Raw genomic sequence first — 21,707 nt, 5'->3', positions numbered from 1 at the left:
CGAGACCTCCGGTGAAAGGGCCGGAGTACAGGATCAGAGCGCGATCGACGGAGGCGGGCCGCGGCGCCGCTGGATCGTGAGGTGGGCGGGGAGGATAGCCGGAGGCGCGATCCAGATGTGGATGCCGCGGTGGCGCTGCACGCGCGTCGTGACGATGACACGTGCCACCACTCGTTGCGCCCAGGCGCGGAGCTCCGCCGCGAGCGCCAGCATCGCCCGCGCGGCGCGCTCTCCTCGGTACAGCGCGACGATCGTCGCCACGGCGGCGATAGCGTGCCCGATCCACATCACCGGGTCGGCGCACAGGGCGGCGAGGGTGGGATCGGCGGCATCCGGAATCATCGTCGTCATCGCGCCGTGGAGGTGCGCATGGCCCGCGGCTGCCCCCGACGAGCTCGACGACGCCGAGGGCGACCCCATGACGAAGAGGGTGTGGAACAGCAGCTGACTCACGACCACGCTGGACGCGAGCCGCACGAGGGACAGTGCGCGACCGGCGAGCAGGGTGCACACGGCCAGGGCGAGAATCCATGGCGCGACGATCCCCGCCCACCCGGGGACGTCTCCGCCGGCCACGACGTGCGACAGGAGCGCCGTGAAAGTGGCGATCGAAGCGGCGATCGCGCCGCGCGCGACGCGCGTGGCGCGGTCGGCGCGGAAGGATCGCATAGGTCTAGTGTGGCAGGTCGCCCGCACGGGTCTGCGACGGCGAGGCGAAGACGATCGTGTAGATCGTCGATGCGATGTGATCGCGCCCGATGCGCATGGGCTGCACGAACAGGCGCCGCCGGGAGGCGTTGGGGCGGCGGCGCGCAGCTCCCACACCGAGGAACTCTGCGTCACGGTGACGTCGTTCAGCCCCCGCCAGGGTGCCGGTGCCGTCATCGCCGATTCCGCTGAGCCGCGAGGTCGCGATCATGAGCTGCGCGATGACAGCGGTGATCAGCACGCTGCACCGTCGCCGTCGGGAAGGTCGTCCCGTCCACCGCCAGACCCGCCGAGCCCGACTCGAGCCCGGCGGCGGTTCCGTGCGGCCACATCGCGACCGCGCCGAACGCGATCGCCGCGGCGATGAGGGCGAGGAGGGTGCTCAGGACGAGCGCCGGCCGACGCGCGACGACCGCAGGCACGGCCTTCATCGATCTTGACTTACTGACCGATCGTTCTGTAAAGTCGATGCATCCGTTCAGAGGAGTCGACGATGACGGCAGCACCCGCCACCGCGGACGGCGCGGCGGCCGAAGAGGCTGAGCTCCAGATCGAGTTCGATGCGCTGATCGCCGCTGACCAGCGCATCGAACCGCGCGACTGGATGCCGGAGGCGTACCGCCGCACGCTGATCCGCCAGATCTCGCAGCACGCGCACTCCGAGATCATCGGCATGCAGCCCGAGGGCAACTGGATCACGCGCGCGCCGAGCCTCAAGCGCAAGGCCATCCTCATGGCGAAGGTGCAGGACGAGGCCGGTCACGGGCTCTACCTCTACTCCGCCGCGCAGACCCTCGGCATCACCCGCGAAGAGATGACGCAGCAGCTCATCGACGGCAAGGCGAAGTACTCGTCGATCTTCAACTATCCGACTCCCACCTGGGCCGACATGGGTGCCATCGGGTGGCTCGTCGACGGCGCCGCGATCTGCAATCAGGTTCCCCTGTGCCGCGCCTCTTACGGGCCGTACGGTCGGGCGATGGTGCGCATCTGCAAAGAGGAGTCCTTCCACCAGCGCCAGGGGTTCGAGATCCTCCTCGCACTCATGAACGGGACCGAGGCGCAGCGCGCGATGGCGCAGGAGTCGGTCGATCGCTGGTACTGGCCGGCGCTCATGATGTTCGGGCCGCCAGACGACGCCTCACCCAACTCGGCGCAGTCGATAGCATGGAAGATCAAGCGATTCTCGAACGACGAGCTGCGGCAGCGCTTCGTCGGCATGCTCGTGCCGCAGGCTGAGGCCCTCGGCGTCACGCTCCCCGACCCGAACCTCGCCTGGAACGAGGTCGAGGGCCGGTACGACATGAGCGAGATCGACTGGACCGAATTCCACGAGGTGCTCGCCGGCCGCGGCCCGATGAACGCCGTCCGCGTCCAGAACCGACGCGACGCGCACGAGGACGGTGCCTGGGTGCGCGAGGCTGCCGCGGCCTACGCCACGAAGAAGGCCGCGCAGGCCGCACGCGCCGCTGACTCCGCCCGCTCGTCCGAGAAGGCCGCCTGATGGCGACGCCCGGGGGTTCCCCCGCCGAGACCTGGCCGCTGTGGGAGGTGTTCGTCCGCGCGAACCGCGGTCTCAGCCACGTCCACGTCGGCTCCCTGCACGCTCCCGACGCCGATCTCGCCGTCCGCAACGCCCGCGACCTCTACACGCGGCGCGGCGAGGGCGTCTCGATCTGGGTCGTGCCGTCGGATGCCGTGACGACCAGCGACCCGGCATCCAAGGGCGCGTACTTCGAGTCGCCCGCCGGCAAGAACTACCGCCACGCCGTGTACTACACGGCGTCGGAAGGGGTGCCGCACCTATGACCCCGGTGGACGAGACGCACATCGACGACCGGCACGGCGACGTAACGGTCGACGCGATCGACCTCGACCTCGAGTTGCAGGGCGGTGAGCTGCGCGCGGCGAGCGCCGACGTCGCGGAGTATGCGCTGCGGCTCGGTGACGACGCGCTCATCCTCGCCCAGCAGCTGAGCCGATGGATCGCGCACGCGCCCGAGCTCGAAGAGGATGTCGCGCTCGGCAACATCGCCCTCGACCTCCTCGGCCATGCCCGGTCGCTGCTGCGTTACGCGGGCTCGTACGACGGGCGCAGCGAGGACGATCTCGCGTATTTCCGCGGTGAGGCGGAGTTTCGCAGCGCGTGGCTGTTCGAGCAGGACAACGGCGACTTCGCCCGCACGATCGCACGCCAGCTGATCGCCGCGACCTACTTCTTCGAGCTGTACACCGAGCTTGCGGGCTCGAGCGATGCGGCTCTTGCGGCGATCGCGGCGAAGGCCGTCAAAGAGGTCGAGTATCACCGCGACCACGCCGTGCAGTGGACGCTGCGCCTCGCGGGCGGCACCGACGAGTCGCGACGACGGTTCGTCGCCGGCCTCGGCGACGTCTGGCCGTACGTGGACGAGCTGTTCCGCGACGACGACCTGATCGACAGACTGGGGGATGCCGCGGTTCGCGTCGCGGTGCGGCCCTCGACCCTGCGCCCGCGGTTCGATGCCGTCATCGCGGCGGTCCTCGCCGAGGAGGATGTCGAGGCCCCCGGCGGCGCAGCGGCGTCCGGCGGCGGACGCGAGGGTCGGCACTTCCCGACGCTCGGGTTCATCCTCGCCGAGATGCAGGTGCTCGCCCGCCAGCACCCCGGAGCATCGTGGTGACCGGCATCGCGAAGACCGGTAGCGTGGCGAGCCGCACCGCCGCTCCCACGCCGTCGCTCGCGCAGGCGCGGGCCGTCGCGGCATCCGTCTGCGATCCCGAGGTCCCCGTGCTCACGATCGACGACCTCGGCGTGCTCCGGGGCGTTCGGGTGCACGACGACGCGATCGTCGTGACGATCACGCCGACGTACTCGGGGTGCCCCGCGATGGACACCATCCGCGACGATCTCGTGCTCGCGCTGACCCAGGCCGGATTCGCGGAGGTGCGCGTCGACGTCGTGCTCGCGCCGGCGTGGACGACAGATTGGATGACCGATGCCGGCAAGCGCAAGCTCGTCGAGTACGGCATCGCGCCGCCGACGGGACGAGCCCCGGCAGGTCCGATCCGGATCAGCCTCGGCGTGAAGTGCCCGCGCTGCGGATCGCTGCAGACCCGCGAACTCTCCCACTTCGGCTCGACGTCGTGCAAGGCGCTGTACGAGTGCCGCGACTGCCTCGAGCCGTTCGACCACTTCAAAGTGCACTGAGGGGCGCGGCCATGAGCACGACAGAGGTTCGCGAGACCGTGCCGGGTCGTCGCCGCGCCCGGTTCCACACGCTGCAGGTCGCGGCGGTGCGTCCGCTGACAGCGGATGCCGTCGAGGTCACCTTCGCCGTCCCGGACGCGCTCGTGGACGCGTTCGACTACGCCCCCGGCCAGTACGTGGCCCTGCGCACGCATCTCGACGGAGCCGAGGTGCGCCGCTCGTACTCGATCTGCCGGCCGCCCGAGCGCGGAGCGATCTCGGTCGGGATCAAGCGCGACCCGGGCGGTCGCTTCTCGACGTGGGCGCAGACGGAGCTTCGCCCGGGCGACGAGCTCGATGTGATGAGTCCGCAGGGGACGTTCATCTCCGCGCGGTCGGAGACCCGCACGGGGCACGTCGTCGGCGTCGCGGCGGGATCGGGCATCACTCCGATCATGGCGCTGGCGGCATCGGTCCTCGCGGCATCCGACGTCTCGCGCTTCACGCTCGTCTACACGAACCGCTCGTCGACCGACGTCATGTTCGCCGACGAACTGGCCGACCTCAAGGACCGCTACCCGACGAGGTTCGTCCTGCATCACGTGCTCTCCCGCGAGCAGCGGGCCGCTCCCGTGCTGTCGGGGCGCATCGACGAGGCGCGGCTGCGGCTCATCCTCGACGCGCTCATCCGTCCCGAGACGGTCGACGAGTGGTTCCTGTGCGGTCCGTTCGAGCTCGTGCAGCTCTGCCGAGACGTGCTCGCATCGGTCGGAGTGCCGGCATCCGACGTGCGGTTCGAGCTCTTCACGACGGGCCCGGGCGGGGCGGGCGAGGGGGGCCAGGCGGGCACGGCGGGCTCCGGGGGCGGACGGCCCGTCGCGGTGCGCGCCGACGAGCCCGTGCGCACGATCGACTTCACTCTCGACGGCACGTCGGCCCGGGTGGAGAGCCCCGTCAGCGCGCACGAGTCGATCCTGAACGCCGCGCTGCGCGTGCGGCCTGACGTCCCTTTCGCGTGCGCGGGCGGCGTGTGCGGCACGTGCCGCGCCCGGCTCGTCTCGGGCTCGGTGCAGATGACCGAGAACTATGCCCTCGAACCCGACGAGCTCGAGCGCGGCTACGTGCTGACGTGCCAGTCCCACCCGACGAGCGACGCCGTCGTCGTCGACTACGACGTCTGAGGAGTGCTGTGATCTCTTACGCCTTCGAGATCGTGAGCGGCGAGGCCGCGGCCGGGACGGCTGACGCAGACGCCACCGCCGGGCTCGCGACGATCACACTGGACCGCCCCGACAAGCTCAATGCGCTCGACGCGCAGGCCCTGCACGAGCTCGACGCGGCATACGCCCGGGCGCAGCAGGACGGCGCCCGGGCCGTGCTGCTGCGCGGAGCGGGCCGCGCGTTCTGCGCGGGTCGCGACATCTCCGACGTGAATCCCGCCGCCGACGACGTGCCGGGGTTTCTCGACGGTCTCGTCGCCCCGCTGATGCGCCGCATCGCCGCGTTCCCCGCGCCGACCTTCGCCGCCGCCCACGGCGCATGCCTGGGCGTCGGGCTGGGCCTGCTCATCGCGACCGACGTCGTCTACGTCGCCGATGACGCCAAGATCGGATCACCCTTCGCCGCCCTCGGCGCGACCCTCGATTCCGGGGGCCACGCCCTCTTCGTCGACCGTCTCGGCGCGCATCGCACCCTTGATCTCGTCTACACCGGCCGCCTCATGAGCGGGGACGAAGCTGTCCGCTCGGGGCTGTTCTCGCGCGCCGTCCCCCCGGACGAGCTCGAGGCGGTGACGCGGGATGCCGCGGTGGCCGCGGCATCCGGGGCCACCGCGGCTTTCGTGGCGAGCAAGCAGCTCGTCGCGCGCCTGCGCGACGAGCGGATCGGGCTCTGGGACGCCCTCGCGGCGGAGACCCGCGCGCAGACCGCGCTGCGCGACACGGCCGACTACCGCGAGGGCTTCGCGGCGTTCCAGCAGAAGCGTCGGCCCGTCTTCCGCGGGCGCTGAGCTCGTCGCCCCCGGCACAGCGGTACTCAACTGCAAGGCCGTGCATGCGACACGCCGCGGCATCCCGCCCCTTCCCCGGCGTGTCGCCCACGATCCCTTGCAGTTCGGGCGCGACGTCCCCGCGGGGCGGCTCAGCCGCCGAGCGCCCCCGCGTCGGTGGAGCCGACGTCGGTGCGGTGGAAGTTCTGCGAGGAACGCGAGGCCGTGGGCCCGCGCTGACCGTGGTAGCGGTTGAGGTAGGGACCGGTTCCGTAGGGGTTCTCGGCCGCCGACGACAGGCGGAAGAAGCAGAGCTGCCCGATCTTCATGCCGGGCCAGAGCTTGATCGGAAGGGTCGCGACGTTCGAGAGTTCGAGCGTCACGTGCCCCGAGAAGCCGGGGTCGATGAATCCGGCGGTGGAGTGGGTGAGCAGGCCCAGACGGCCGAGCGACGACTTGCCCTCGAGACGAGCCGCGATGTCGTCGGGCAGGGTCACCTGCTCGAAGGTCGAACCGAGCACGAACTCGCCCGGGTGCAGGATGAACGGCTCGTCGGGAGCGACCTCGATGAGGTGGGTCAGGTCGGGCTGGTCCTCGGCGGGGTCGATGAACGGGTACTTGTGGTTGTCGAACAGCCGGAAGTAGCGGTCGAGGCGCACGTCGACGCTCGACGGCTGCACCATCGTCGGGTCCCAGGGGTCGAGGCCGACCCGCCCGGTGGAGATCTCGGCTCGGATGTCGCGGTCGCTCAGCAGCACGCGGCCAGCCTATCCGCCGACTACCCGCGCCGGGCGCCGTCGTGGGTGGCCTGGGCGGCTTCGACGGAGCCTGTGATCGCGCGCGCGGTATCGGCGAGGAAGGCGACGATCTCGGCATCCGACCGTTCGGTGCCGAGTGCGAGGGCGATGAGGATGTCTTCCGCGAAGGCGACCCATGCCCGGGCTGCGACGCGCAGGAGCTCGGTGTCGGCGTGCCCGAGCTCGACGAGGACCTCGACGATCCGTCGCGCGTTCTCGTCGCGCGCCTCGTCGACGAGGGTGCGGACGACGGGGTCACCGCTCGCGATGCCGCGCACGAGCGAGGTGAAGGTGCCGCCGTGGGCGCGGACGAATCCGACGATCCGTCCGATCGTGTCGTCCAGCCGTTCGAGGGGAGGCAGGTCGGCGCGCGGCGTGGATGCCTCGATGAGCGCGTCGCGCGCCGTCGTCACCACCGCGGTGTGGAGGCCCTGCCTGCTGCCGAAGTAGTGGAAGACGAGCGCGCGCGAGACCCCCTCCCGATCGGCGAGGACTTCGATGCTCAGGGCGTCGAGAGGCTGGTCGACCAGAAAGGCGACCCCCGAGGCGAGCAGCTGTGCGCGACGATCGTCGCGCGAGAGCCTGCGCTGCGGGGGTGCCATGACCCGACCCTACCGAGCGCGCGCCTGTCGAGCGTCGGGCCGTCCGGTGCGGGCGGACGGTCCGGGTGAGATTCCTCTCATACTCCACCACCCCTTATTGACTATTACTCAATAGGGGCGGAGGCTCGGACATCGAACGCGTCGGCAGTGGGGCCGGCGCCCCGGCATCCGGAGAACCGATGAAGATCCCGAACCCGACCCGCTCCCGCTCAGGCCGCGTCCTGCTCGCCGCCGTCCCGGTCGCGCTCGCCTCCACATTCCTCATGACCGGCGTGGCGCAGGGCGCCGTCCCCGTATCGTTCGCCGTCTCGGGCAGCCAGTTCCAGATCAGCGCGTCGAAGCTCGAAGGCACGGGGTTCTCGCAGTACGCCGGCGTGACCGAAGACACCGCGGGGGGCCAGCACAACGTCGCGATCGCGAACATCGCCTCCGCGCAGCTGTCCGACCTCTGCCAGTCGGTCGTGTCCGACACGCCCCTCGGAAAGGTCGGCGTGCTCATCACCGCGGGTGGCGGCGGCACCCCGGCATCCGCCACGGATCTGCAGATCGGCATGACGGAACTCCGCGGCGAGTCCTCGTTCTCGAACATCCGCATCGGCGTCGACGCCTCGACCGTCAACACCGCGGCGAAGGGCGCGGCGGGCGACTTCGCCCAGGATGCCGACTCGGTGACGATCACGAACCTGCAGCAGACCTCGTGGTCGACGCAGGCGTCGGTATTCACCCTGACGGGGATGTCGCTGACGCTGACGGACGGATCGACCGGATGCTTCTGACACGTCGCGCCGACCGCGCCGACGTCGGGCATGAACTCGATGCGCGGCCCGAGGTGGACGCCGCGGCTCCGGCCGTGACGGCGTCCCGGTGGCGGGCGTGGCGACGCGGGCGACCGCTCGTCGGCGGCATCCTGCTGATCCTCGGCGGCCTCGAGCTGTTCGGTTCGAGCCAGCTCGACTTCGGGCGGCTGCACATCCACCTCGGCATCGAGGGGCTGCAGGCGCTCGTCATCCCACTGCTTCTCGTGGCGCTCGGCGCGCTCGTCATCGCGACGCCCGCACACCGGATGCTGTACGGCGTCGTGGCGCTCGCGGTGGCGGTCTACTCGATCGTCGGGGTGAACCTGGGCGGGTTCCTCGTGGGCTTCCTGCTCGCCGCCGTCGGCGGCATCCTCACCGTGTCGTGGATGCCACGGTCCGAGGCGCGGGAAGACGCGGGCGACGCGGAGGGCGCGGGCGACGGAGCGGCGCGATGACGCGTCGCGGGTCGCGGGCGCCTTCGGGCCTCGCGGCACTCGTCGCGGCGGGATGCCTCGTGGGCGCATCGCTCCTGTCGGGCGCTGCGGCAGCCCCAGCATCCCTCGCCGGCGGCGCGCGCCCTGCGGAGTTCTGCATCCCGATCATCCTGCCCTGCCACGACGCGGACGCGGCACCCGCGCCGTCCCCGTCTCCGTCCGGCTCGCCGTCATCGACGCCCGGCGACCTCCTCGACCCGACCACCCCGGCCGCGCCCGGCTCGCCGCAGCCGGGCGCGACGACGCCGCCCGCGGTGGCGCCCGTCGCCGACGACGGCGCGCCGGTGTTCACGCAGCCCTCCGCCCAGCTGGGGTCGAAGTCGCTGTCGTTTCGAGGGCTGAAGGCGATCTCGGTCGTCACGGTCCCTCGTGCGGACGGGTCACGGGTCACCGCGCTCAAACTCGAGGCTGATCGCATCACGATCTCGGGGTTCAGCCTCACCGTGCGGCATGAGACCGGCCCGATCCTGACCACGACCGCCGACGAGATGACGCTCGACGGGCACGTCGCCGTGTACGTCAATTCGCTCACCGCGACCCTGCCCGGGGGTCAGCCGCTGACTCTCGGCGCCGACACCCCGCCGCCCGCAGAGGGTCTCGAGTCGCTCCTCGGCGTGACGCTGGGCCTCGTCGGCTCGACGGCCGACTCGATCACCTACACGAACACGGTGCAGCAGCTCACGGAGTGACCCGCCCCGCGCGCGGTCGTCGATCCCGGGTTTGATAGGCTGTGCGGGCACCTCGGCATCGAGGCGCTCGGGGCTGTAGTTCAATGGTAGAACTTCTGCTTCCCAAGCAGACAGCGCGGGTTCGATTCCCGTCAGCCCCTCCACCTCTTTCGACCGCCCTGCGCGAGCTCGTTTGCATCGAGACGGCCGGCAGGACACGATCGTGAGGTGCCCGTCCACGATCTGCTCCTCTCCCTGGAGCGACTCCCGGCGAGCGCTCTGCGCGACCGTTATCTCCGGTTGGTCCGCACCGCGGGGGATACGGCGCTCCGCCGCGAGGGCGGCCCTGAGCATGTGACGGCATCCTGTTTCGTCTTCTCCCCGGAGTTCGATCAGGTCTTGCTGTGCTTCCATCGCAAGGGCCAGCTCTGGCTGCAGTTCGGGGGGCACATCGAGCATGCGGATGCGACCGTCGCGCTGGCCGCGCAACGGGAGGCCCGCGAGGAGTCCGGCATCGCCGACCTGGCGCTGCTGTCGGCGGAGATCATCGATCTGGATCGACACGACCTGCACGGCGGCTTCTCGTGCGCCGCCCACTGGGACGTCGTGTTCGCCGCCGTGGCCCCGCTGAACGCTCCGCTCACCGTGAGCGACGAGAGCGAAGACGTGCGCTGGTTTTCGCTCGACGATCTCCCTGAGATGACCCCTCCGGGCTGGCGCGCGCGGGCCCAGCACGCCGCGCGTGAAGCAGCGAGGCGCGCGCATCGCCAGTAAGGAGTGAGGGTCGCCCGCTGTCCGCGGCGGTGTCCGACCCCCTCTCCACAATCGTATTTATGTACGAATCATCGAGCGTTCCCGAGAGCGATGGCGATGCTGCCGCACTCGCGGAGATCGCCTCCGGCATCGAGAGTGTGGATGCCGCGCTCCGCGTCGCCGAGATCGCACAGGTGCGCCTGCTGGCCCGCGCCGGTCAGCTGGCCCGGAAGCAGGCGTCGGGCTCTCCGGCATCGGTGCGGCTGCACGACATGGTGCTGCGGTCGATCGCGGCGGAGCTCGGCGGCATCCTGCGCGTCGCCGACCGCACGGTGCAGCGCCGCATCGATGACGCCCGCACGATCGTCGAGGACTATCCCGCCGCGCTCGCGGCCTGGGAAGACGGCCGCATCACGCGCGGGCACGTCCGTGTGATCGTGGATGCCGGTGGCGTCGTTCCGCTCGCGACGCGCGAACGGTTCGAGGCTGAAGCCGTCTCGCGTTGCGAGCGCGACACCCCCAACCGGGTCAGGGCGGCGATCGAGATCCTCGCTGAGCGGCTCGCCGAACGCTCCTTCACCGACCGCCATCGCGACGCCGCCGACGAACGCTGCGTGCGCATGGTCTGCGGCCGCGACGGGATGAGCGACGTCGTCGCGACCGTGCCGACGGTCATCGCCGACGGCATCCTCGACCGACTCACCCAGCATGCGCAGATCATCATCGATGCGCGCGAGAAGGGCGACGATGACACCCGCCGCATCGATCAGGTGCGCACCGACGTCTTCTCCGACCTGCTCCTCGCGGGCACGCCCGCTCTCGACGCGCCCGGCGACGTTGCGGGCGCCCTCGGTGCGATCCGTGCCCAGGTGCAGGTGATCGTGCCCGCCTTCACGCTTCTCGGCGTCGACGATGGCCCGGCCGACCTCGTCGGTTGTTCTCCGATCGACGCCGATACGGCTCGTTGCCTCGCCCGGAACGCCACGTCATGGACGCGCGTGCTCACCGACCCCGTCGACGGCATGGTCGTGGCCGTCGACCGGTACCGCGTGCCGTGGCCGCAGCGCCGCTTCCTGCGCGCCCGCGACCAGCACTGCCGATTCCCCGGATGCCGCAGACCTGCGATCCGCTCCGAGATCGATCACACCGTCGACGCCGCGCTCGGCGGCCCCACCGCGCTCTCCAACCTCGCCCATTTGTGTCAACGTCATCACTCGATGAAGCAATTCACGCGCTGGACGGTCGTACAACTGCCCCGCGGAGTGCTCGTCTGGACCTCACCCACGGGGCGCGTCTACCGCGAAGACGCACCCGCACCTCCCGTGTCCTTCATGGTCGGCTTCTCCGATCGACCCCCGACAGACCCGCCGCCGTTCTGAGCCCCGCACCGCCCCGCGCCGCCCGGCCCGTATCGAGGCGTGGCAGGGATCCGACGCACGTCGTCGGTCCCGCGGCGCCCCACCGTCGGTCCAGCCGCGCAGACTGATCCCATGCGCCTCACCGACATCGTCGCGCCCGACACGCTCGCTGCGCGCGGAGCGCTCGCCCTCGCCCGCGAGTACCAATCGCCTGCTCTCACCGCGCACGCCCTCCGCTCGTGGTTCTGGGCCGAAGCGTTCGCGCGCGTCGACGGCATCCACGACATCGATCACGAGCTGCTCTATGTGGCCGCCGTGCTGCACGACATCGGCACCGTCACCGCATTCGACAACCACACGATCTCCTACGAGCACGCGGGAGGCCACGTCGCGGTCGCCCTGACCTCGGGCGCGGGCTGGGAGCAGGCGCGGCGCCAGCGCGTGCTCGACGTGATCGTGCGGCACAACTGGCCCGCCGTCGACCCGGCGATGGATGCTGAAGGCTACCTGCTCGAGATCGCGACGGGCCTCGATATCTCCGGGGCGCGGCCCGACGCTCTGCCCGAAGACTTCCGACGCGACGTCCTCGCCCGCTATCCGCGCGGTGCTCTCGCCGCCGAGTTCGGAGCCTGTGTCGTCGATCAGGCCGCTCGGAAGCCCGACACCGCCGCGCGCCGCCTGGTGGACGGCGGCATCGTCGCAAAGCTCGCCGCGAACCCGCTCGAACAGCTCCGCTGAGTGCCGACCCACCCCCTCCCACGGCGTCGTAGCCTGGGAGGGTGAGCACCGACGCGCACCACTCCGACCCCCGCACCCGTGCGGCGCAGTACCGGGCTGCGCAGAACGGAGAAGCGACACCGGAGCGCGACACCGCGGCATCCACCCCTCCCCCGCTGCGCACCGCTCATGACCGTGCCGCTTACATCGAGACGACGATCCAGCAGGCGATCCGCCGAGGAGAGTTCGACGACCTGCCCGGCGCCGGCAAACCCATCGAAGACCTCGGCACGCACCACGACCCCGACTGGTGGATCAGGCGCAAGATCCGGTCGGAGAACCTGGAGGGGCTCGGCCCGCCCGCACTCCGACTGCGCGTCGAGCACGCCGAAATGGCCGAGCGCCTCGACGACCTGACGCGCGAAGCCGACGTGCGTGAGCACGTCACCGACTTCAACGCACGCGTGCGAAGCGCACGCATGCAACTGCAGGGCGGTCCGCCCGTCGTCACCCCGGAACACGACGTCGAGGCAGAGGTCGCCGCTTGGGCGCAGCGCCGCGCAGCACGCGCCGCCCAGATCGCGTCGGCCGCCGCCGCCGCGAAGGACGCCGCCGCCGACGCGGCTGCCGAGCACCGACGCCGATGGTTCCGCCTCCGCAAGCCGTAGAAGACAAGCCCTACACGAATCGAACCGACCGCGAAAGGATTCCCGTCATGCGTGGAGTCATCATGCACGCCCCCGGCGACGTGCGCGTCGAGGACCGCCCCGACCCGCAGATCGTCGACCCGACCGATGCCATCATCCGGCTTGCCGCGACCTGCATCTGCGGCTCCGACCTGTGGCCCTATCGCGGTGCGGATGCGCCCGATCACTCCCCGATGGGCCATGAGTACGTCGGCGTCGTCACCGAGATCGGCAACGCGGTCGCGAACGTGAAGGTCGGCGACTTCGTCGTCGGCTCCTTCTTCACCTCCGACAACACGTGCGAGATCTGTCGGGCCGGCTACCAGTCGCACTGCGTCAACCGCACGCCCATCGGGCGGGAGGGCACGCAGGCCGAATTCGCCCGCATCCCGAACGCCGACGGCACGCTCGTCGCAACTCCCGGTCAGCCCGACGCCGACCTCATCCCGTCGCTTCTCGCCGCGTCCGACGTCCTCGGCACGGGCTGGTTCGCCGCCGTTGCCGCAGAAGTCGGGCCGGGCAAGACCGTCGCCGTGGTCGGTGACGGCGCGGTGGGGCTCTGCGGCATCCTCGCCGCCCGGCAGCTCGGGGCGGAGCGCATCATCGCGATGAGCCGCCATGCCGACCGGCAGGCACTCGCCCGCCGATTCGGCGCGACCGACATCGTCGAGGAACGCGGAAAGGACGGCGTCCGTCGCGTGAAGGAACTCACCGATGGCCTCGGTGCGCACAGCGTGATCGAGGCGGTCGGCACGCAGGATTCCATGGACCAGGCCATCCGCTCGACACGCCCCGGCGGTCATGTCGGCTTCGTCGGCGTCTCGCACGATGTCGCGATCGACGGCTACCGCCTGTTCGGCTCCGGCGTGCACCTGCATGGCGGCCCCGCGCCCGTGCGCCGCTTCCTGCCGGAGCTCATCCGACTGATCTGGGACCGCGAGATCGACCCGGGGGCCGTGTTCGACCTGACGCTCCCGCTCGAGGATGCCGCGGAGGGCTACCGCGCGATGGACGAGCGTCGCGCGACAAAAGTCCTGCTCACGGTCTGACCGACGAGAGCTCCATCCGGGGTGATCCGCCCCTACCCGAGCGGGGCGGTCGCCTCGCGCGCGTGGCGACCCGCGGCGCGGACGGCCCCGATGGATGCCGCGACGACGAGCGCGATCCCCGCGATCTCCAGCACACTCACGTGCTGACCGAGAAGCACGAATCCGGCGAGGGTCGCCGTCGCCGGGGCGAGACTCATGAGGATCGCGAAGGCGGATGCCGCGAGCCGCCGCAGCGCGATGAGCTCGAACGCGTACGGCAGCGTCGACGAGAGCAGCGCGACGGCGGCGCCCAGGACAACGAGCCCGAGCACGTGGAGATCGAACCGCAGCAGTACTGACCCCGCGGTCGCGAGCCCGAGCGGCAGCGACACGAGCGCGCCGATCGCCATCGCGAGCGCCAGCCCGTCGAGCTTCGCGAACTCCGCGCCCACGCGCGCCGAAGAGAGGATGTAGAGCGCCCACATCGCCGCAGCGCCGAGCGCGCAGAGCACCCCGACGACGTCCAGGCGATCCCAGCCCCCGCCCCCGAGCGCGACGACACCGGCGAGCGCGAGCGCGGCCCACAGCCACGCCGACGCTCGCCGACTCGCGAGGATCGAGAGGGTGAGGGGCCCGAGGACCTCGATCGTGACGGTGACGCCGAGCGGCAGCCGCTCGAGGGCGAGGTAGAACAGTCCGTTCATCACCGCGAGCGCCAACCCGAGCCGCACGACCGCAGCCCAGGCGGCACGGTCGTGACCTCGCACGCCGGGCCGCGCGACGACCAGGAGGATCAGCGCGGAGAACACGAGCCGCAGCATGACCATGCCGAGCGCCCCCACCTGCGGGAACAGCAGCACGGCTACCGACGCGCCGACCTCCTGGCAGGCGAGACCTGCGATGACCAGCACGACCGCCCCGCCGGATCGCCCGGCGCCACCCGCGACTCCCGTCGCGCCAGCGGCGGACGCGGTCACGGGATGGGGCAGACGGCCGCGGCCGTCACCTGCGCACCCATGTCCTCGGCCGTCCAGGGAAGGCCCGCATCGGGCGCGGTGTGACCCGCCGCGGCAGGCGCCTTCGACGTGATCGCCGCGAGCTCCCACGCGAGTGCCCGCACGAGCACGTCCGACGCGCGGGAGTTGTTGAGCGCGACGACGATCGTCATCCCCGTGTTGCGGTCGGCGAACGCCGCCGTCAAGAAGCCCGGGACCGACCCGTACTGGCCCACGAGCGTGCCCGCCTGATACGTGCCGCCCGTCGCCGTGAACCACGACGCGGCATCCCCCGCCGCCGGCAGCGGAGCTTCGAACCGGTCGCCCTTGTCGTACGCCCGCGCACCGAGGGCGAGAGCCTGCGTGTAGCGACCGAGGTCCTCGAGGTCCGACACGACGCCGCCCGCGGTGTTCGCGACGGTCGGGGAGAGGTCACCGAGATCGACCGGCGCCGCGCACTCGACCGCGCCCTCCGCATTGTTCGGCGACCAGAGCCCGTGCACCGTCGCCGCCGCCGATGCGGGCAGCGACGTGTCGGGCATGCCGATCGGGTCGAACACGTAGCGTGCGTAGAGCGCCTGCATGCTCTCGCGCGATGCGCGCTCGAGCGCGATGCCCAGAAGCGCGTAGCCCGTGTCGGAGTCGGCGAACGATCCCGCCGCGGTGCCCGGCCGCGTGATGCCGTAGCCCACGAGTTCGCGCGCGTTCCACGCACGCTCCGGCGTCGCGATGATCCGGTTGAAGACGGCCGGAGTGTAGGGCGCGAGCCCGCTCGTCGAGTTGCACAGCTGCGCGAGAGTGATCCCCTCGAGCGCGGGCACCCCGGATACATACGTCGACACGCTGTCCTCGAGCTTCACGACGCCGTCGGCGACCAGTCCGTAGAGGACGTCGCACGTCATGGCACGCGTGATGCTCCCGGCTGTGAAGCTGGCGCCGGCGTCCACACCCGCCGCCCCCGGCGCCACCGTGCCCTCCGCGGAGAGCCAGGTCCCCGCCCACGGCGCCCAGACGCCGACGAGCGCGCCGCTGGCGCCGGACGCCGCGACGGCGCGGTCGACGGCCGCCTGCAGCTGTGCCTGCGTGTCATCCGCGAACGCGGCATCCACCTGCGCGGGCAGGTCGACGGTGGGCCCGGAGTCGGGCGCGCATGCGGCGAGCGAGAGCGCCAATGCTGCGGCGGTGACGACCGCACCGATCCGTGTCGCGCGTCCAGTACGCGGCATCCCTCACCCCCGAAAGTTCCTTCTCAGCGTAGGACACATTGCCGCGAGCCCCCGCCAGCGTGACGCGATCGATGCAGAACCGAAGCGGTGAGCGTGGCGCACGGATGCCTAGGGTGGGAGCATGCCGCACAACTTCGACGCCGACGCTCTCGCGGGCGTTCTCGGTCATATGAACAACGACCACACCGACGACAACCTTCTGATCGCGCGCGCCTTCTCCCCGCTTCCGGACGTCGTGTCGGCGTCGATGACGACGTTCGACGGCGCCGCCGGTCAGTGGCATGTGATCACCGCCGACGGCGCTGAGGACGTCATCCGCGTGCCGTGGCTCGGCGGCGAGATCACGGAGCGGCGCGAGGTCCGCCGCGAGATCGTCGCGCTCTACGACGAGGCATGCGCCCGCCTGGGCGTCACCGCGCGGCCGCACGACTGACCTCGCACCGGTGTGCCGCTGCCGCGCAACACACAGCACCGCCTGAGTAAACCTTCAGTTTAGGTGAGCCTTAGTTTCAGCTATGCTGACGGTCATGACCGACATCACCCCGTTTTCGACCGCTCTGCGCGAGCGGTCGCGCGCTGCGCACTCCGGCAGCGAGCACGCCGGTTTCATGGCCGACCTCATGCGCGGCAAGGGCACACGCGAGGACTACGTCGCTCTCGTGGCGCAGCACTGGTTCATCTACGACGCACTCGAGGCCGCGGCATCCGCCTTCGACGCCGATGCCGTCGCCGCGCCGTTCATCACGTCGAAGCTCACGCGGCTGCCCGCGCTCGAAGCCGACCTCGCCTACCTGATCGGCCCGGACTGGCGCGCCCGCATCACGCCCGTTCCGACGACCGAGCGCTACGTCGAACGCATCCGCGAGATCCAGGCCACCGGGTGGGCAGGCGGCTTCGTCGCTCACCACTACACGCGCTATCTCGGCGACCTCTCCGGCGGCCAGTTCATCGGCAAGCTCATGTCGCGCCAGTTCGAGCTCGGCACGAACGGCATCGGCTTCTACGTCTTCGACGAGATCGCCGACCCCGCCGCGTTCAAGGACGTGTACCGCGAGCAGCTGGATGCCGCGCCGTGGGATCCCGCCGAATCCGAGCGCGTGATCGACGAGGTCTTGTACGCCTACCAGCTGAACACCGACCTGTTCGTCGACCTGGCCGACGCGAAGGCGGCCGCGGCCTGACCGCCCCTCAGAAGCCGGATGCGCGCACGCCTGCCATGAAGCGGCGCACGTCGGCATCGACGAGGATGTCGCTGGGCCGCAGCGGCCGCGTCAGGTAGAGACCGTCGAGCGACGTCAGCCGCGACAGCGCGACGTACGTCTGCCCGGGTGCGAACGCGCCCGATCCCAGATCGATGACGGCGCGATCGTACGTCTTGCCCTGCGACTTGTGGATCGTGACCGCCCACGCGAGCCGCAGCGGGAACTGCGTGAACTCCGCCGCGATCTCGCGGGTGAGCTTGCGGGATGCGGGATCGTACGCATACCGGAATCTCTCCCACACGGCGGGCTCGACGTCGTGCTCTTCGCCGTCGAGCTCGACGCGCACGGTCCCTCCCGCGATGCGGGTGACGGTGCCGATCGAGCCGTTGACCCAGCGCGGTCCGTCGCCGCCGGCGGCGTACCCCGCGACGTCGTTGCGCAGGAACATCACCTGGGCGCCGACCTTCAACTGCAGTTCCGCATCCGCGGGGTACCCGGCCTCACCCCGGCCGAAGTCGCCGGAGACCTCGGCTCGCGCGGTCTGCACCGGCCCGGCGAGCGCGTCGAGGTGCCGCTGATTGATGCGGTTCACGATGTCGTTGCGGGTCGCGAGCGTGATGATCGGAGGTTCTCCGTCGGCGGGCTCGGGCACCGGCCGCGCGCCTGCCGCGTTGAGCGCGCCGGCGATCTCTGCCGTCACGACGCCGTACCGGACGGCGTTGAGCATCGCCTTGAATTCGTCGTCCGCCTGCCGGTGGATGTGGCCGAGCTCTCGGATGTTCAGGGGCGCGCCGACACGTCCGAGGTCGAGCAGCCCGTCGGAGCGGATGGCGCGGCCGTCCGGCCGGGGCCCCGCCCACACCTGTGCGTCGAAGAACCAGAACGAGCGGTAGTGGTCGTCGACGTACTTGCGTTCGTCCCCCCGCGGCGGCACGGGGGCGAGCTGGTACGGGTCGCCGAACATGACCACCTGCACGCCGCCGAACGGCTCCGACCGCTTGCGGCGGGCCTGTCGGAGGGAGCGGTCGATGGCATCCATGAGGTCCGCGTTCACCATCGAGATCTCATCGATCACGAGCGTGTCGATCGCGTTCATGATCTTGCGTGCGGGCTCAGACTGCTCGAGTTCACTGTCGGCGATGAGGCCGATCGGCAGCCGGAAGAGCGAGTGGATCGTCTGCCCTTCGACGTTCAGGGCGGCAACCCCGGTCGGCGCGCAGACGGCGATCTGCTTCTCGGTGTTCCAGGCCAGATGCTGCAGCAGCGTCGACTTGCCCGTGCCGGCCCGACCCGTGACGAAGACGTGCTCGCGGGTGTCTTCGATGAGGCGGAACAGCTCCTCCTGCTCGGGCGAGAGCGGAGGGATGTTCACCGACACAATGCTAGCCATCGGCGCCCATTTCCTAGACTGGACGCGTGGGTCAAAGAGCGAGAGGTGACGCAGCGGATGCGGCGATCCGCCCCCGTCGCCGTCACCGACGCTCGCTCGGTCGCGACCTCACCGCGCTCGGGCTCATCGGAGTCCTCCTCGCCGGCGCGTTCGGCGCCGCCGCGGCCGTGCTCTACGACGACCTCTACAGCCCGGCGGCGTTCGTCCGCCGCTACCTCGATCTCCTCAGCAGGGGCGACGCCGCGAGCGCTCTTGCCGTTCCCGGCGTCGCCGTCGACTCGGCCGCTCTCATGAGCGCCGGTCTTCCCGCCGACGCCGGCGAAGCATTGCTGCGCCGCGCGGCACTGGCGCCGCTGACGGATGCCGAGGTCACATCGGTCACCGCCGACTCCGCCGGACTCTCGACCATCACGGTGTCCTACCATGCCGGCCCGCACACCGGGGCGACGACGTTCCACGTGGAACGCGCCGGGACCGTCGGCATCCTGCCGACGTGGCGCTTCGCGAAGAGTCCGCTGGCGGCGATCGACCTGAGGCTGCGCGGCGCGACCCAGTTCGCCGTCAACGGCTTCGAGCTCGACACGCGACAGGTCTCGCCCGATCAGGCGGACGCCGATCCCCTCGACCCGGTGTCGCTGCTCGTCTTCTCGCCGGGCCTCTATTCCATCTCCGTCGACACGGCGATCTCGTCGAGCCCCGGCGTCGCCGTGCTCTCAGACACTCCCCTCGCGAAGATCCCCGTCGACCTGCAGACGCAGCCGACCGACAAGTTCGTCGCCGCCGTGCAGGAGCAGGTCGACTCCTTCCTCACCGAGTGCGCGACGCAGCAGGTACTGCAGCCGACGGGGTGTCCCTTCGGCCTTGTCGTGCAGAACCGCATCGCGAGCGCACCGGTTTGGTCGATCGCGCAGCAGCCCGTCATCTCGCTCGTGCCCGACGGCGCGAACTGGGCGATCGAGCGGGTGCAGGCGGCGGCGCACATCACGGTCGACATCCGCTCGATCTTCGACGGCAGTGTGCGCACCCTCGACGAGGCGGTGCCGTTCTTCATGGGCGGGACCGTCACGATCCTGCCCGACGGTACGGCATCCATCACCGTCACCGACGGCAGCTGAGGCACACCGACGCCCGCGCGCGTCAGCGCCGCGCGCGGGCGTCGCGGTCGGCGAGGGCCTGCAGCTGCGCGTTGTACTGCTCGAGCTCGGCGTCGTTCGTGCGGTCCGCCTGCCGGTCCGCACGGCGCTGCAGCCGCTCGTCGGAGCGGCTCCACTGGATCGCGACCGTGATCGCGAGGATGAGCGTCGGGATCTCGCCGATCGACCAGGCGACGCCACCGCCGGTGTACTGATCCGCGAGCGGCAGCTCGCCCCACGTGCGCCCCATCGACCCGAACCACTCCGCGACGAACAGCCCCGTCGACATCATGATCGAGATGCCGAAGAACGCGTGCATCGCCATGACGCCGATGAGGGTCAGCAGACGGAACGGGTAGGGCAGGCGGTAGGGCACCGGGTCGATGCCGACGAGAGACTGCACGAAGAGGTACCCCGAGATGAGGAAGTGCGCGATCATCCACTCGTGACCGAGGTGGTCGTAGAGGCTCCAGCGGAAAAGGTCGGTGTAGTAGAACGCCCAGAGCGACCCGATGAACATCGCCGCGGCGAACAGCGGGTGCGTGATGACGCGCGAGAACGGCGTGTGCACCGCCCACAGGATCCACTCCCGCCCGCCGCGCGTGCCGTCATCGCGCTTCGCGATCGCACGGGATGCCAGGGTCACGGGCGCGCCGAACACGAGCATCATCGGGATCGCCATCGACAGCAGCATGTGGCCGACCATGTGCATGCTGAACAGGTAGTCCTGGTAGGCGTTCACCGAGCCGTTCGTCACCCACAGGAGGAGCGCGAGCCCCGCGAGCCAGAGCACGGTGCGGTAGATCGGCCAGCGATCGCCGCGGCGGTGCAGGCGCCAGACGCCTGCGAGGTAGAAGAAGACACCGAACCCGACGGCGAACGCCCAGAGCAGGTCGAGGTCCCAACTGGTGATCCACCGGAGCGGCGTCAGCTCGGCCGGGAGGGGCGCACCGGTGAGCACCTCGGCGGGGGTCGGCGTGTCCGGCAGGCTCGTGTCGACCGGCGGCGGCGTGCGCGAGAGAGCGACGGCCGCACCCGAGGCGATGCCCATGAACGCGAGCTCGAGGGTGATGAGTCCCCAGAATCTGCCCGTCGCGCGGCGGGCGGCATCCGCGGCATCCGACCCGATGCGGTCGATGAGCCCGCGCCGGTACCAGGCGCCGAGCACACCGATCGCAAGGAGGGCGACCACCTTGACCGCGAGGATCGCGCCGTACGGTGAGAACAGATGCTCCCACGAGACGACGCCGACGACGGCACGCACCGTGCCGGAGAGGGCGACGACGACGAACGCCGCGAGCGCGATCGACGAGTAGCGGCGCAGCACGTCGGCGAGCGCGCGCCGCTCGAGCTGCGGGCGCAGCGCGACGAGCAGCATCACTCCGCCGAGCCACACCGCCGCACCGATGATGTGCAGCGCGAGGCCGACGACCGCCGTGTTGTGATTGGCCTCTTCGCCCGAGTGCCCCTGCGTCGCCATCGGGATGAGCGCCGCGACGGCGAGCGCCGTGATCGCCAGGGTGGGTGTCCAGCCGCGCACGGCGAAGGTGAGGACGGTCAGCGTCGCGCCGGCGAGCGTCGTCAGCGACCAGGCCCGTCCGGGGTCCGTGTCGACGAGGAACCGACCGAGCTGCTGGCCGAACTCGGCGCTCGCGCTGGGCGTCGCGTTGAAGATGTTGAGGAAGGTGAGGAACGCGACGGCAGCGCTCGTCACCGTGAAGATCGCCGCCGAGACGGATGCCGCGTCCAGCGCGGTGTCGAAGGGCTTCGTATGAGCTGCGAGGGCGAAGAGCGCCAGCACGAGCGCGCCGATCATCCCGGCGGCGGAGATGTTGACCCCGAGCGTCGCGATCGGCAGACCCCAGCGCACGAGCAGGCCGGGGTCGGCGATCAGCAGCGGCGTCGCGCCGCCACCGAAGACGAGACCCACGACGAGCGCCACGAGCGCAGCGACGACGAGGATCGCAGGACCTGCGACCCGGAACACTCTCCTGGGCACC

25 protein-coding genes, 1 tRNA gene and 1 pseudogene are annotated in these 21,707 nt (G+C 70.7%); 18 read left to right on the top strand and 9 right to left on the bottom strand.

Features of this window, described 5'->3' with window-relative positions:
* Positions 1 to 33: 33 nt before the first annotated feature.
* The 3 genes and pseudogenes from WFI52_RS08920 to WFI52_RS08910 all read right to left on the bottom strand — a co-directional run bounded on the left by WFI52_RS08920 (position 34) and on the right by WFI52_RS08910 (position 1,139).
* Positions 34 to 669, bottom strand: a complete 636-nt coding sequence (locus WFI52_RS08920; RefSeq protein ID WP_336626755.1) for a hypothetical protein — start codon at positions 667 to 669, stop codon at positions 34 to 36.
* A gap of 43 nt (positions 670 to 712) precedes the next feature.
* Positions 713 to 858, bottom strand: a pseudogene (locus WFI52_RS08915) (YibE/F family protein); the annotation flags it as partial.
* Positions 859 to 881: 23 nt separating this feature from the next.
* Positions 882 to 1,139, bottom strand: coding sequence for a hypothetical protein (locus tag WFI52_RS08910; protein WP_336626756.1), 258 nt, complete (start codon positions 1,137 to 1,139; stop codon positions 882 to 884).
* A gap of 62 nt (positions 1,140 to 1,201) precedes the next feature.
* On the opposite strand from WFI52_RS08910, the gene paaA reads away from it, so the two are divergent.
* Genes paaA through WFI52_RS08880 form a run of 6 tightly spaced genes read left to right on the top strand, consistent with a single transcriptional unit; the run spans position 1,202 to position 5,882 of the window.
* Positions 1,202 to 2,212, top strand: coding sequence for a 1,2-phenylacetyl-CoA epoxidase subunit PaaA (gene paaA / locus WFI52_RS08905; protein WP_336626757.1), 1,011 nt, complete (start codon positions 1,202 to 1,204; stop codon positions 2,210 to 2,212).
* Complete coding sequence (paaB, locus tag WFI52_RS08900; protein ID WP_336626758.1) at positions 2,212 to 2,517, top strand: 1,2-phenylacetyl-CoA epoxidase subunit PaaB; 306 nt, start codon at positions 2,212 to 2,214, stop codon at positions 2,515 to 2,517. Before paaA ends, paaB begins: the two co-directional genes overlap by 1 nt.
* Positions 2,514 to 3,368: a 1,2-phenylacetyl-CoA epoxidase subunit PaaC gene (gene paaC / locus WFI52_RS08895; protein WP_336626759.1), complete on the top strand. Its 855-nt coding sequence runs from the start codon at positions 2,514 to 2,516 to the stop codon at positions 3,366 to 3,368. Before paaB ends, paaC begins: the two co-directional genes overlap by 4 nt.
* Before the next feature lie 5 nt (positions 3,369 to 3,373).
* Positions 3,374 to 3,895: a 1,2-phenylacetyl-CoA epoxidase subunit PaaD gene (gene paaD, locus WFI52_RS08890; RefSeq protein ID WP_442927732.1), complete on the top strand. Its 522-nt coding sequence runs from the start codon at positions 3,374 to 3,376 to the stop codon at positions 3,893 to 3,895.
* A gap of 11 nt (positions 3,896 to 3,906) precedes the next feature.
* Complete coding sequence (paaE, locus tag WFI52_RS08885) at positions 3,907 to 5,055, top strand: 1,2-phenylacetyl-CoA epoxidase subunit PaaE (protein WP_336626760.1); 1,149 nt, start codon at positions 3,907 to 3,909, stop codon at positions 5,053 to 5,055.
* A gap of 32 nt (positions 5,056 to 5,087) precedes the next feature.
* The gene (locus WFI52_RS08880; protein ID WP_336626892.1) at positions 5,088 to 5,882 is read left to right on the top strand and encodes an enoyl-CoA hydratase/isomerase family protein; all 795 of its coding nucleotides are present in this window, start codon (positions 5,088 to 5,090) and stop codon (positions 5,880 to 5,882) included.
* Positions 5,883 to 6,013: 131 nt separating this feature from the next.
* Here the strand turns inward: WFI52_RS08880 and dcd are convergent, their stop codons facing one another.
* Both dcd and WFI52_RS08870 read right to left on the bottom strand, forming a co-directional pair.
* Entirely contained in the window at positions 6,014 to 6,619 is a 606-nt protein-coding gene (gene dcd / locus WFI52_RS08875) for a dCTP deaminase (protein WP_336626761.1), read from the bottom strand.
* A 20-nt stretch (positions 6,620 to 6,639) separates the two neighbouring features.
* On the bottom strand, positions 6,640 to 7,260 hold the full coding sequence (locus WFI52_RS08870) for a TetR/AcrR family transcriptional regulator (RefSeq protein WP_336626762.1): 621 nt from the start codon (positions 7,258 to 7,260) through the stop codon (positions 6,640 to 6,642).
* A 179-nt stretch (positions 7,261 to 7,439) separates the two neighbouring features.
* Here WFI52_RS08870 and WFI52_RS08865 point away from each other — a divergent pair, with 179 nt between their 5' ends.
* The 9 genes from WFI52_RS08865 (at position 7,440) to WFI52_RS08825 (ending at position 13,782) form a co-directional block, all read left to right on the top strand.
* Positions 7,440 to 8,036 (top strand): DUF6230 family protein, encoded by a 597-nt coding sequence (locus WFI52_RS08865; RefSeq protein WP_336626763.1) that lies wholly within the window; start codon positions 7,440 to 7,442, stop codon positions 8,034 to 8,036.
* On the top strand, positions 8,027 to 8,512 hold the full coding sequence (locus tag WFI52_RS08860) for a DUF6114 domain-containing protein (RefSeq protein ID WP_336626764.1): 486 nt from the start codon (positions 8,027 to 8,029) through the stop codon (positions 8,510 to 8,512). Before WFI52_RS08865 ends, WFI52_RS08860 begins: the two co-directional genes overlap by 10 nt.
* Positions 8,509 to 9,240 (top strand): hypothetical protein, encoded by a 732-nt coding sequence (locus WFI52_RS08855; RefSeq protein WP_336626765.1) that lies wholly within the window; start codon positions 8,509 to 8,511, stop codon positions 9,238 to 9,240. The genes WFI52_RS08860 and WFI52_RS08855 overlap by 4 nt, the downstream gene beginning before the upstream one ends.
* Before the next feature lie 69 nt (positions 9,241 to 9,309).
* Positions 9,310 to 9,383 (top strand) — tRNA-Gly (locus tag WFI52_RS08850).
* 64 nt (positions 9,384 to 9,447) lie between these two features.
* Positions 9,448 to 9,993 carry an NUDIX hydrolase gene (locus WFI52_RS08845; RefSeq protein WP_336626766.1) on the top strand — a complete coding sequence of 182 codons (546 nt, stop codon included), beginning with the start codon at positions 9,448 to 9,450 and terminating at the stop codon, positions 9,991 to 9,993.
* Between the two features lie 59 nt (positions 9,994 to 10,052).
* Positions 10,053 to 11,351: an HNH endonuclease signature motif containing protein gene (locus WFI52_RS08840; RefSeq protein ID WP_336626767.1), complete on the top strand. Its 1,299-nt coding sequence runs from the start codon at positions 10,053 to 10,055 to the stop codon at positions 11,349 to 11,351.
* Between the two features lie 111 nt (positions 11,352 to 11,462).
* Complete coding sequence (locus WFI52_RS08835; RefSeq protein ID WP_336626768.1) at positions 11,463 to 12,068, top strand: HD domain-containing protein; 606 nt, start codon at positions 11,463 to 11,465, stop codon at positions 12,066 to 12,068.
* A 41-nt stretch (positions 12,069 to 12,109) separates the two neighbouring features.
* Positions 12,110 to 12,715, top strand: coding sequence for a J-domain-containing protein (locus WFI52_RS08830; protein ID WP_336626769.1), 606 nt, complete (start codon positions 12,110 to 12,112; stop codon positions 12,713 to 12,715).
* 47 nt (positions 12,716 to 12,762) lie between these two features.
* Complete coding sequence (locus WFI52_RS08825; protein WP_336626770.1) at positions 12,763 to 13,782, top strand: zinc-dependent alcohol dehydrogenase family protein; 1,020 nt, start codon at positions 12,763 to 12,765, stop codon at positions 13,780 to 13,782.
* Between the two features lie 32 nt (positions 13,783 to 13,814).
* Here WFI52_RS08825 and WFI52_RS08820 read toward each other — a convergent pair whose 3' ends face one another.
* Together WFI52_RS08820 and WFI52_RS08815 are read right to left on the bottom strand one after the other, a co-directional pair.
* Positions 13,815 to 14,738 carry an EamA family transporter gene (locus WFI52_RS08820; protein WP_442927727.1) on the bottom strand — a complete coding sequence of 308 codons (924 nt, stop codon included), beginning with the start codon at positions 14,736 to 14,738 and terminating at the stop codon, positions 13,815 to 13,817.
* On the bottom strand, positions 14,735 to 15,982 hold the full coding sequence (locus WFI52_RS08815; protein WP_336626771.1) for a serine hydrolase domain-containing protein: 1,248 nt from the start codon (positions 15,980 to 15,982) through the stop codon (positions 14,735 to 14,737). The genes WFI52_RS08820 and WFI52_RS08815 overlap by 4 nt, the downstream gene beginning before the upstream one ends.
* Positions 15,983 to 16,103: 121 nt before the next feature.
* Between WFI52_RS08815 and WFI52_RS08810 the strand changes: the two genes are divergently transcribed.
* The gene (locus WFI52_RS08810) at positions 16,104 to 16,415 is read left to right on the top strand and encodes a DUF2470 domain-containing protein (RefSeq protein WP_336626772.1); all 312 of its coding nucleotides are present in this window, start codon (positions 16,104 to 16,106) and stop codon (positions 16,413 to 16,415) included.
* Between the two features lie 94 nt (positions 16,416 to 16,509).
* Complete coding sequence (locus WFI52_RS08805; RefSeq protein ID WP_336626773.1) at positions 16,510 to 17,163, top strand: biliverdin-producing heme oxygenase; 654 nt, start codon at positions 16,510 to 16,512, stop codon at positions 17,161 to 17,163.
* A 7-nt stretch (positions 17,164 to 17,170) separates the two neighbouring features.
* Here the strand turns inward: WFI52_RS08805 and WFI52_RS08800 are convergent, their stop codons facing one another.
* Positions 17,171 to 18,574, bottom strand: a complete 1,404-nt coding sequence (locus WFI52_RS08800) for an ATP-dependent DNA helicase (protein WP_336626774.1) — start codon at positions 18,572 to 18,574, stop codon at positions 17,171 to 17,173.
* Between the two features lie 26 nt (positions 18,575 to 18,600).
* Here WFI52_RS08800 and WFI52_RS08795 point away from each other — a divergent pair, with 26 nt between their 5' ends.
* The gene (locus WFI52_RS08795; protein WP_336626775.1) at positions 18,601 to 19,689 is read left to right on the top strand and encodes a hypothetical protein; all 1,089 of its coding nucleotides are present in this window, start codon (positions 18,601 to 18,603) and stop codon (positions 19,687 to 19,689) included.
* Between the two features lie 22 nt (positions 19,690 to 19,711).
* Here the strand turns inward: WFI52_RS08795 and WFI52_RS08790 are convergent, their stop codons facing one another.
* Entirely contained in the window at positions 19,712 to 21,706 is a 1,995-nt protein-coding gene (locus tag WFI52_RS08790) for a cytochrome c oxidase assembly protein (RefSeq protein WP_336626776.1), read from the bottom strand.
* Position 21,707: the final 1 nt, after the last annotated feature.

This window comes from Microbacterium sp. MMO-20, from assembly GCF_037147735.1.
Taxonomy (GTDB): domain Bacteria; phylum Actinomycetota; class Actinomycetes; order Actinomycetales; family Microbacteriaceae; genus Microbacterium.
This window is presented reverse-complemented; position numbering and strand designations above follow the sequence as displayed.

What these genes read in the sequence shown, in the direction of transcription:
- WFI52_RS08840 (WP_336626767.1), top strand. Translation starts at nt 10,053, where the DNA reads ATGTACGAATCATCGAGCGTTCCCGAGAGCGATGGCGATGCTGCCGCA.
- WFI52_RS08870 (WP_336626762.1), bottom strand. Translation starts at nt 7,260, where the DNA reads ATGGCACCCCCGCAGCGCAGGCTCTCGCGCGACGATCGTCGCGCACAG.
- WFI52_RS08810 (WP_336626772.1), top strand. Translation starts at nt 16,104, where the DNA reads ATGCCGCACAACTTCGACGCCGACGCTCTCGCGGGCGTTCTCGGTCAT.
- WFI52_RS08815 (WP_336626771.1), bottom strand. Translation starts at nt 15,982, where the DNA reads ATGCCGCGTACTGGACGCGCGACACGGATCGGTGCGGTCGTCACCGCC.
- WFI52_RS08800 (WP_336626774.1), bottom strand. Translation starts at nt 18,574, where the DNA reads ATGGCTAGCATTGTGTCGGTGAACATCCCTCCGCTCTCGCCCGAGCAG.
- WFI52_RS08910 (WP_336626756.1), bottom strand. Translation starts at nt 1,139, where the DNA reads ATGAAGGCCGTGCCTGCGGTCGTCGCGCGTCGGCCGGCGCTCGTCCTG.
- WFI52_RS08855 (WP_336626765.1), top strand. Translation starts at nt 8,509, where the DNA reads ATGACGCGTCGCGGGTCGCGGGCGCCTTCGGGCCTCGCGGCACTCGTC.
- WFI52_RS08865 (WP_336626763.1), top strand. Translation starts at nt 7,440, where the DNA reads ATGAAGATCCCGAACCCGACCCGCTCCCGCTCAGGCCGCGTCCTGCTC.
- WFI52_RS08825 (WP_336626770.1), top strand. Translation starts at nt 12,763, where the DNA reads ATGCGTGGAGTCATCATGCACGCCCCCGGCGACGTGCGCGTCGAGGAC.
- paaB (WP_336626758.1), top strand. Translation starts at nt 2,212, where the DNA reads ATGGCGACGCCCGGGGGTTCCCCCGCCGAGACCTGGCCGCTGTGGGAG.
- WFI52_RS08805 (WP_336626773.1), top strand. Translation starts at nt 16,510, where the DNA reads ATGACCGACATCACCCCGTTTTCGACCGCTCTGCGCGAGCGGTCGCGC.
- WFI52_RS08920 (WP_336626755.1), bottom strand. Translation starts at nt 669, where the DNA reads ATGCGATCCTTCCGCGCCGACCGCGCCACGCGCGTCGCGCGCGGCGCG.
- paaC (WP_336626759.1), top strand. Translation starts at nt 2,514, where the DNA reads ATGACCCCGGTGGACGAGACGCACATCGACGACCGGCACGGCGACGTA.
- paaA (WP_336626757.1), top strand. Translation starts at nt 1,202, where the DNA reads ATGACGGCAGCACCCGCCACCGCGGACGGCGCGGCGGCCGAAGAGGCT.
- WFI52_RS08860 (WP_336626764.1), top strand. Translation starts at nt 8,027, where the DNA reads ATGCTTCTGACACGTCGCGCCGACCGCGCCGACGTCGGGCATGAACTC.
- paaE (WP_336626760.1), top strand. Translation starts at nt 3,907, where the DNA reads ATGAGCACGACAGAGGTTCGCGAGACCGTGCCGGGTCGTCGCCGCGCC.
- WFI52_RS08835 (WP_336626768.1), top strand. Translation starts at nt 11,463, where the DNA reads ATGCGCCTCACCGACATCGTCGCGCCCGACACGCTCGCTGCGCGCGGA.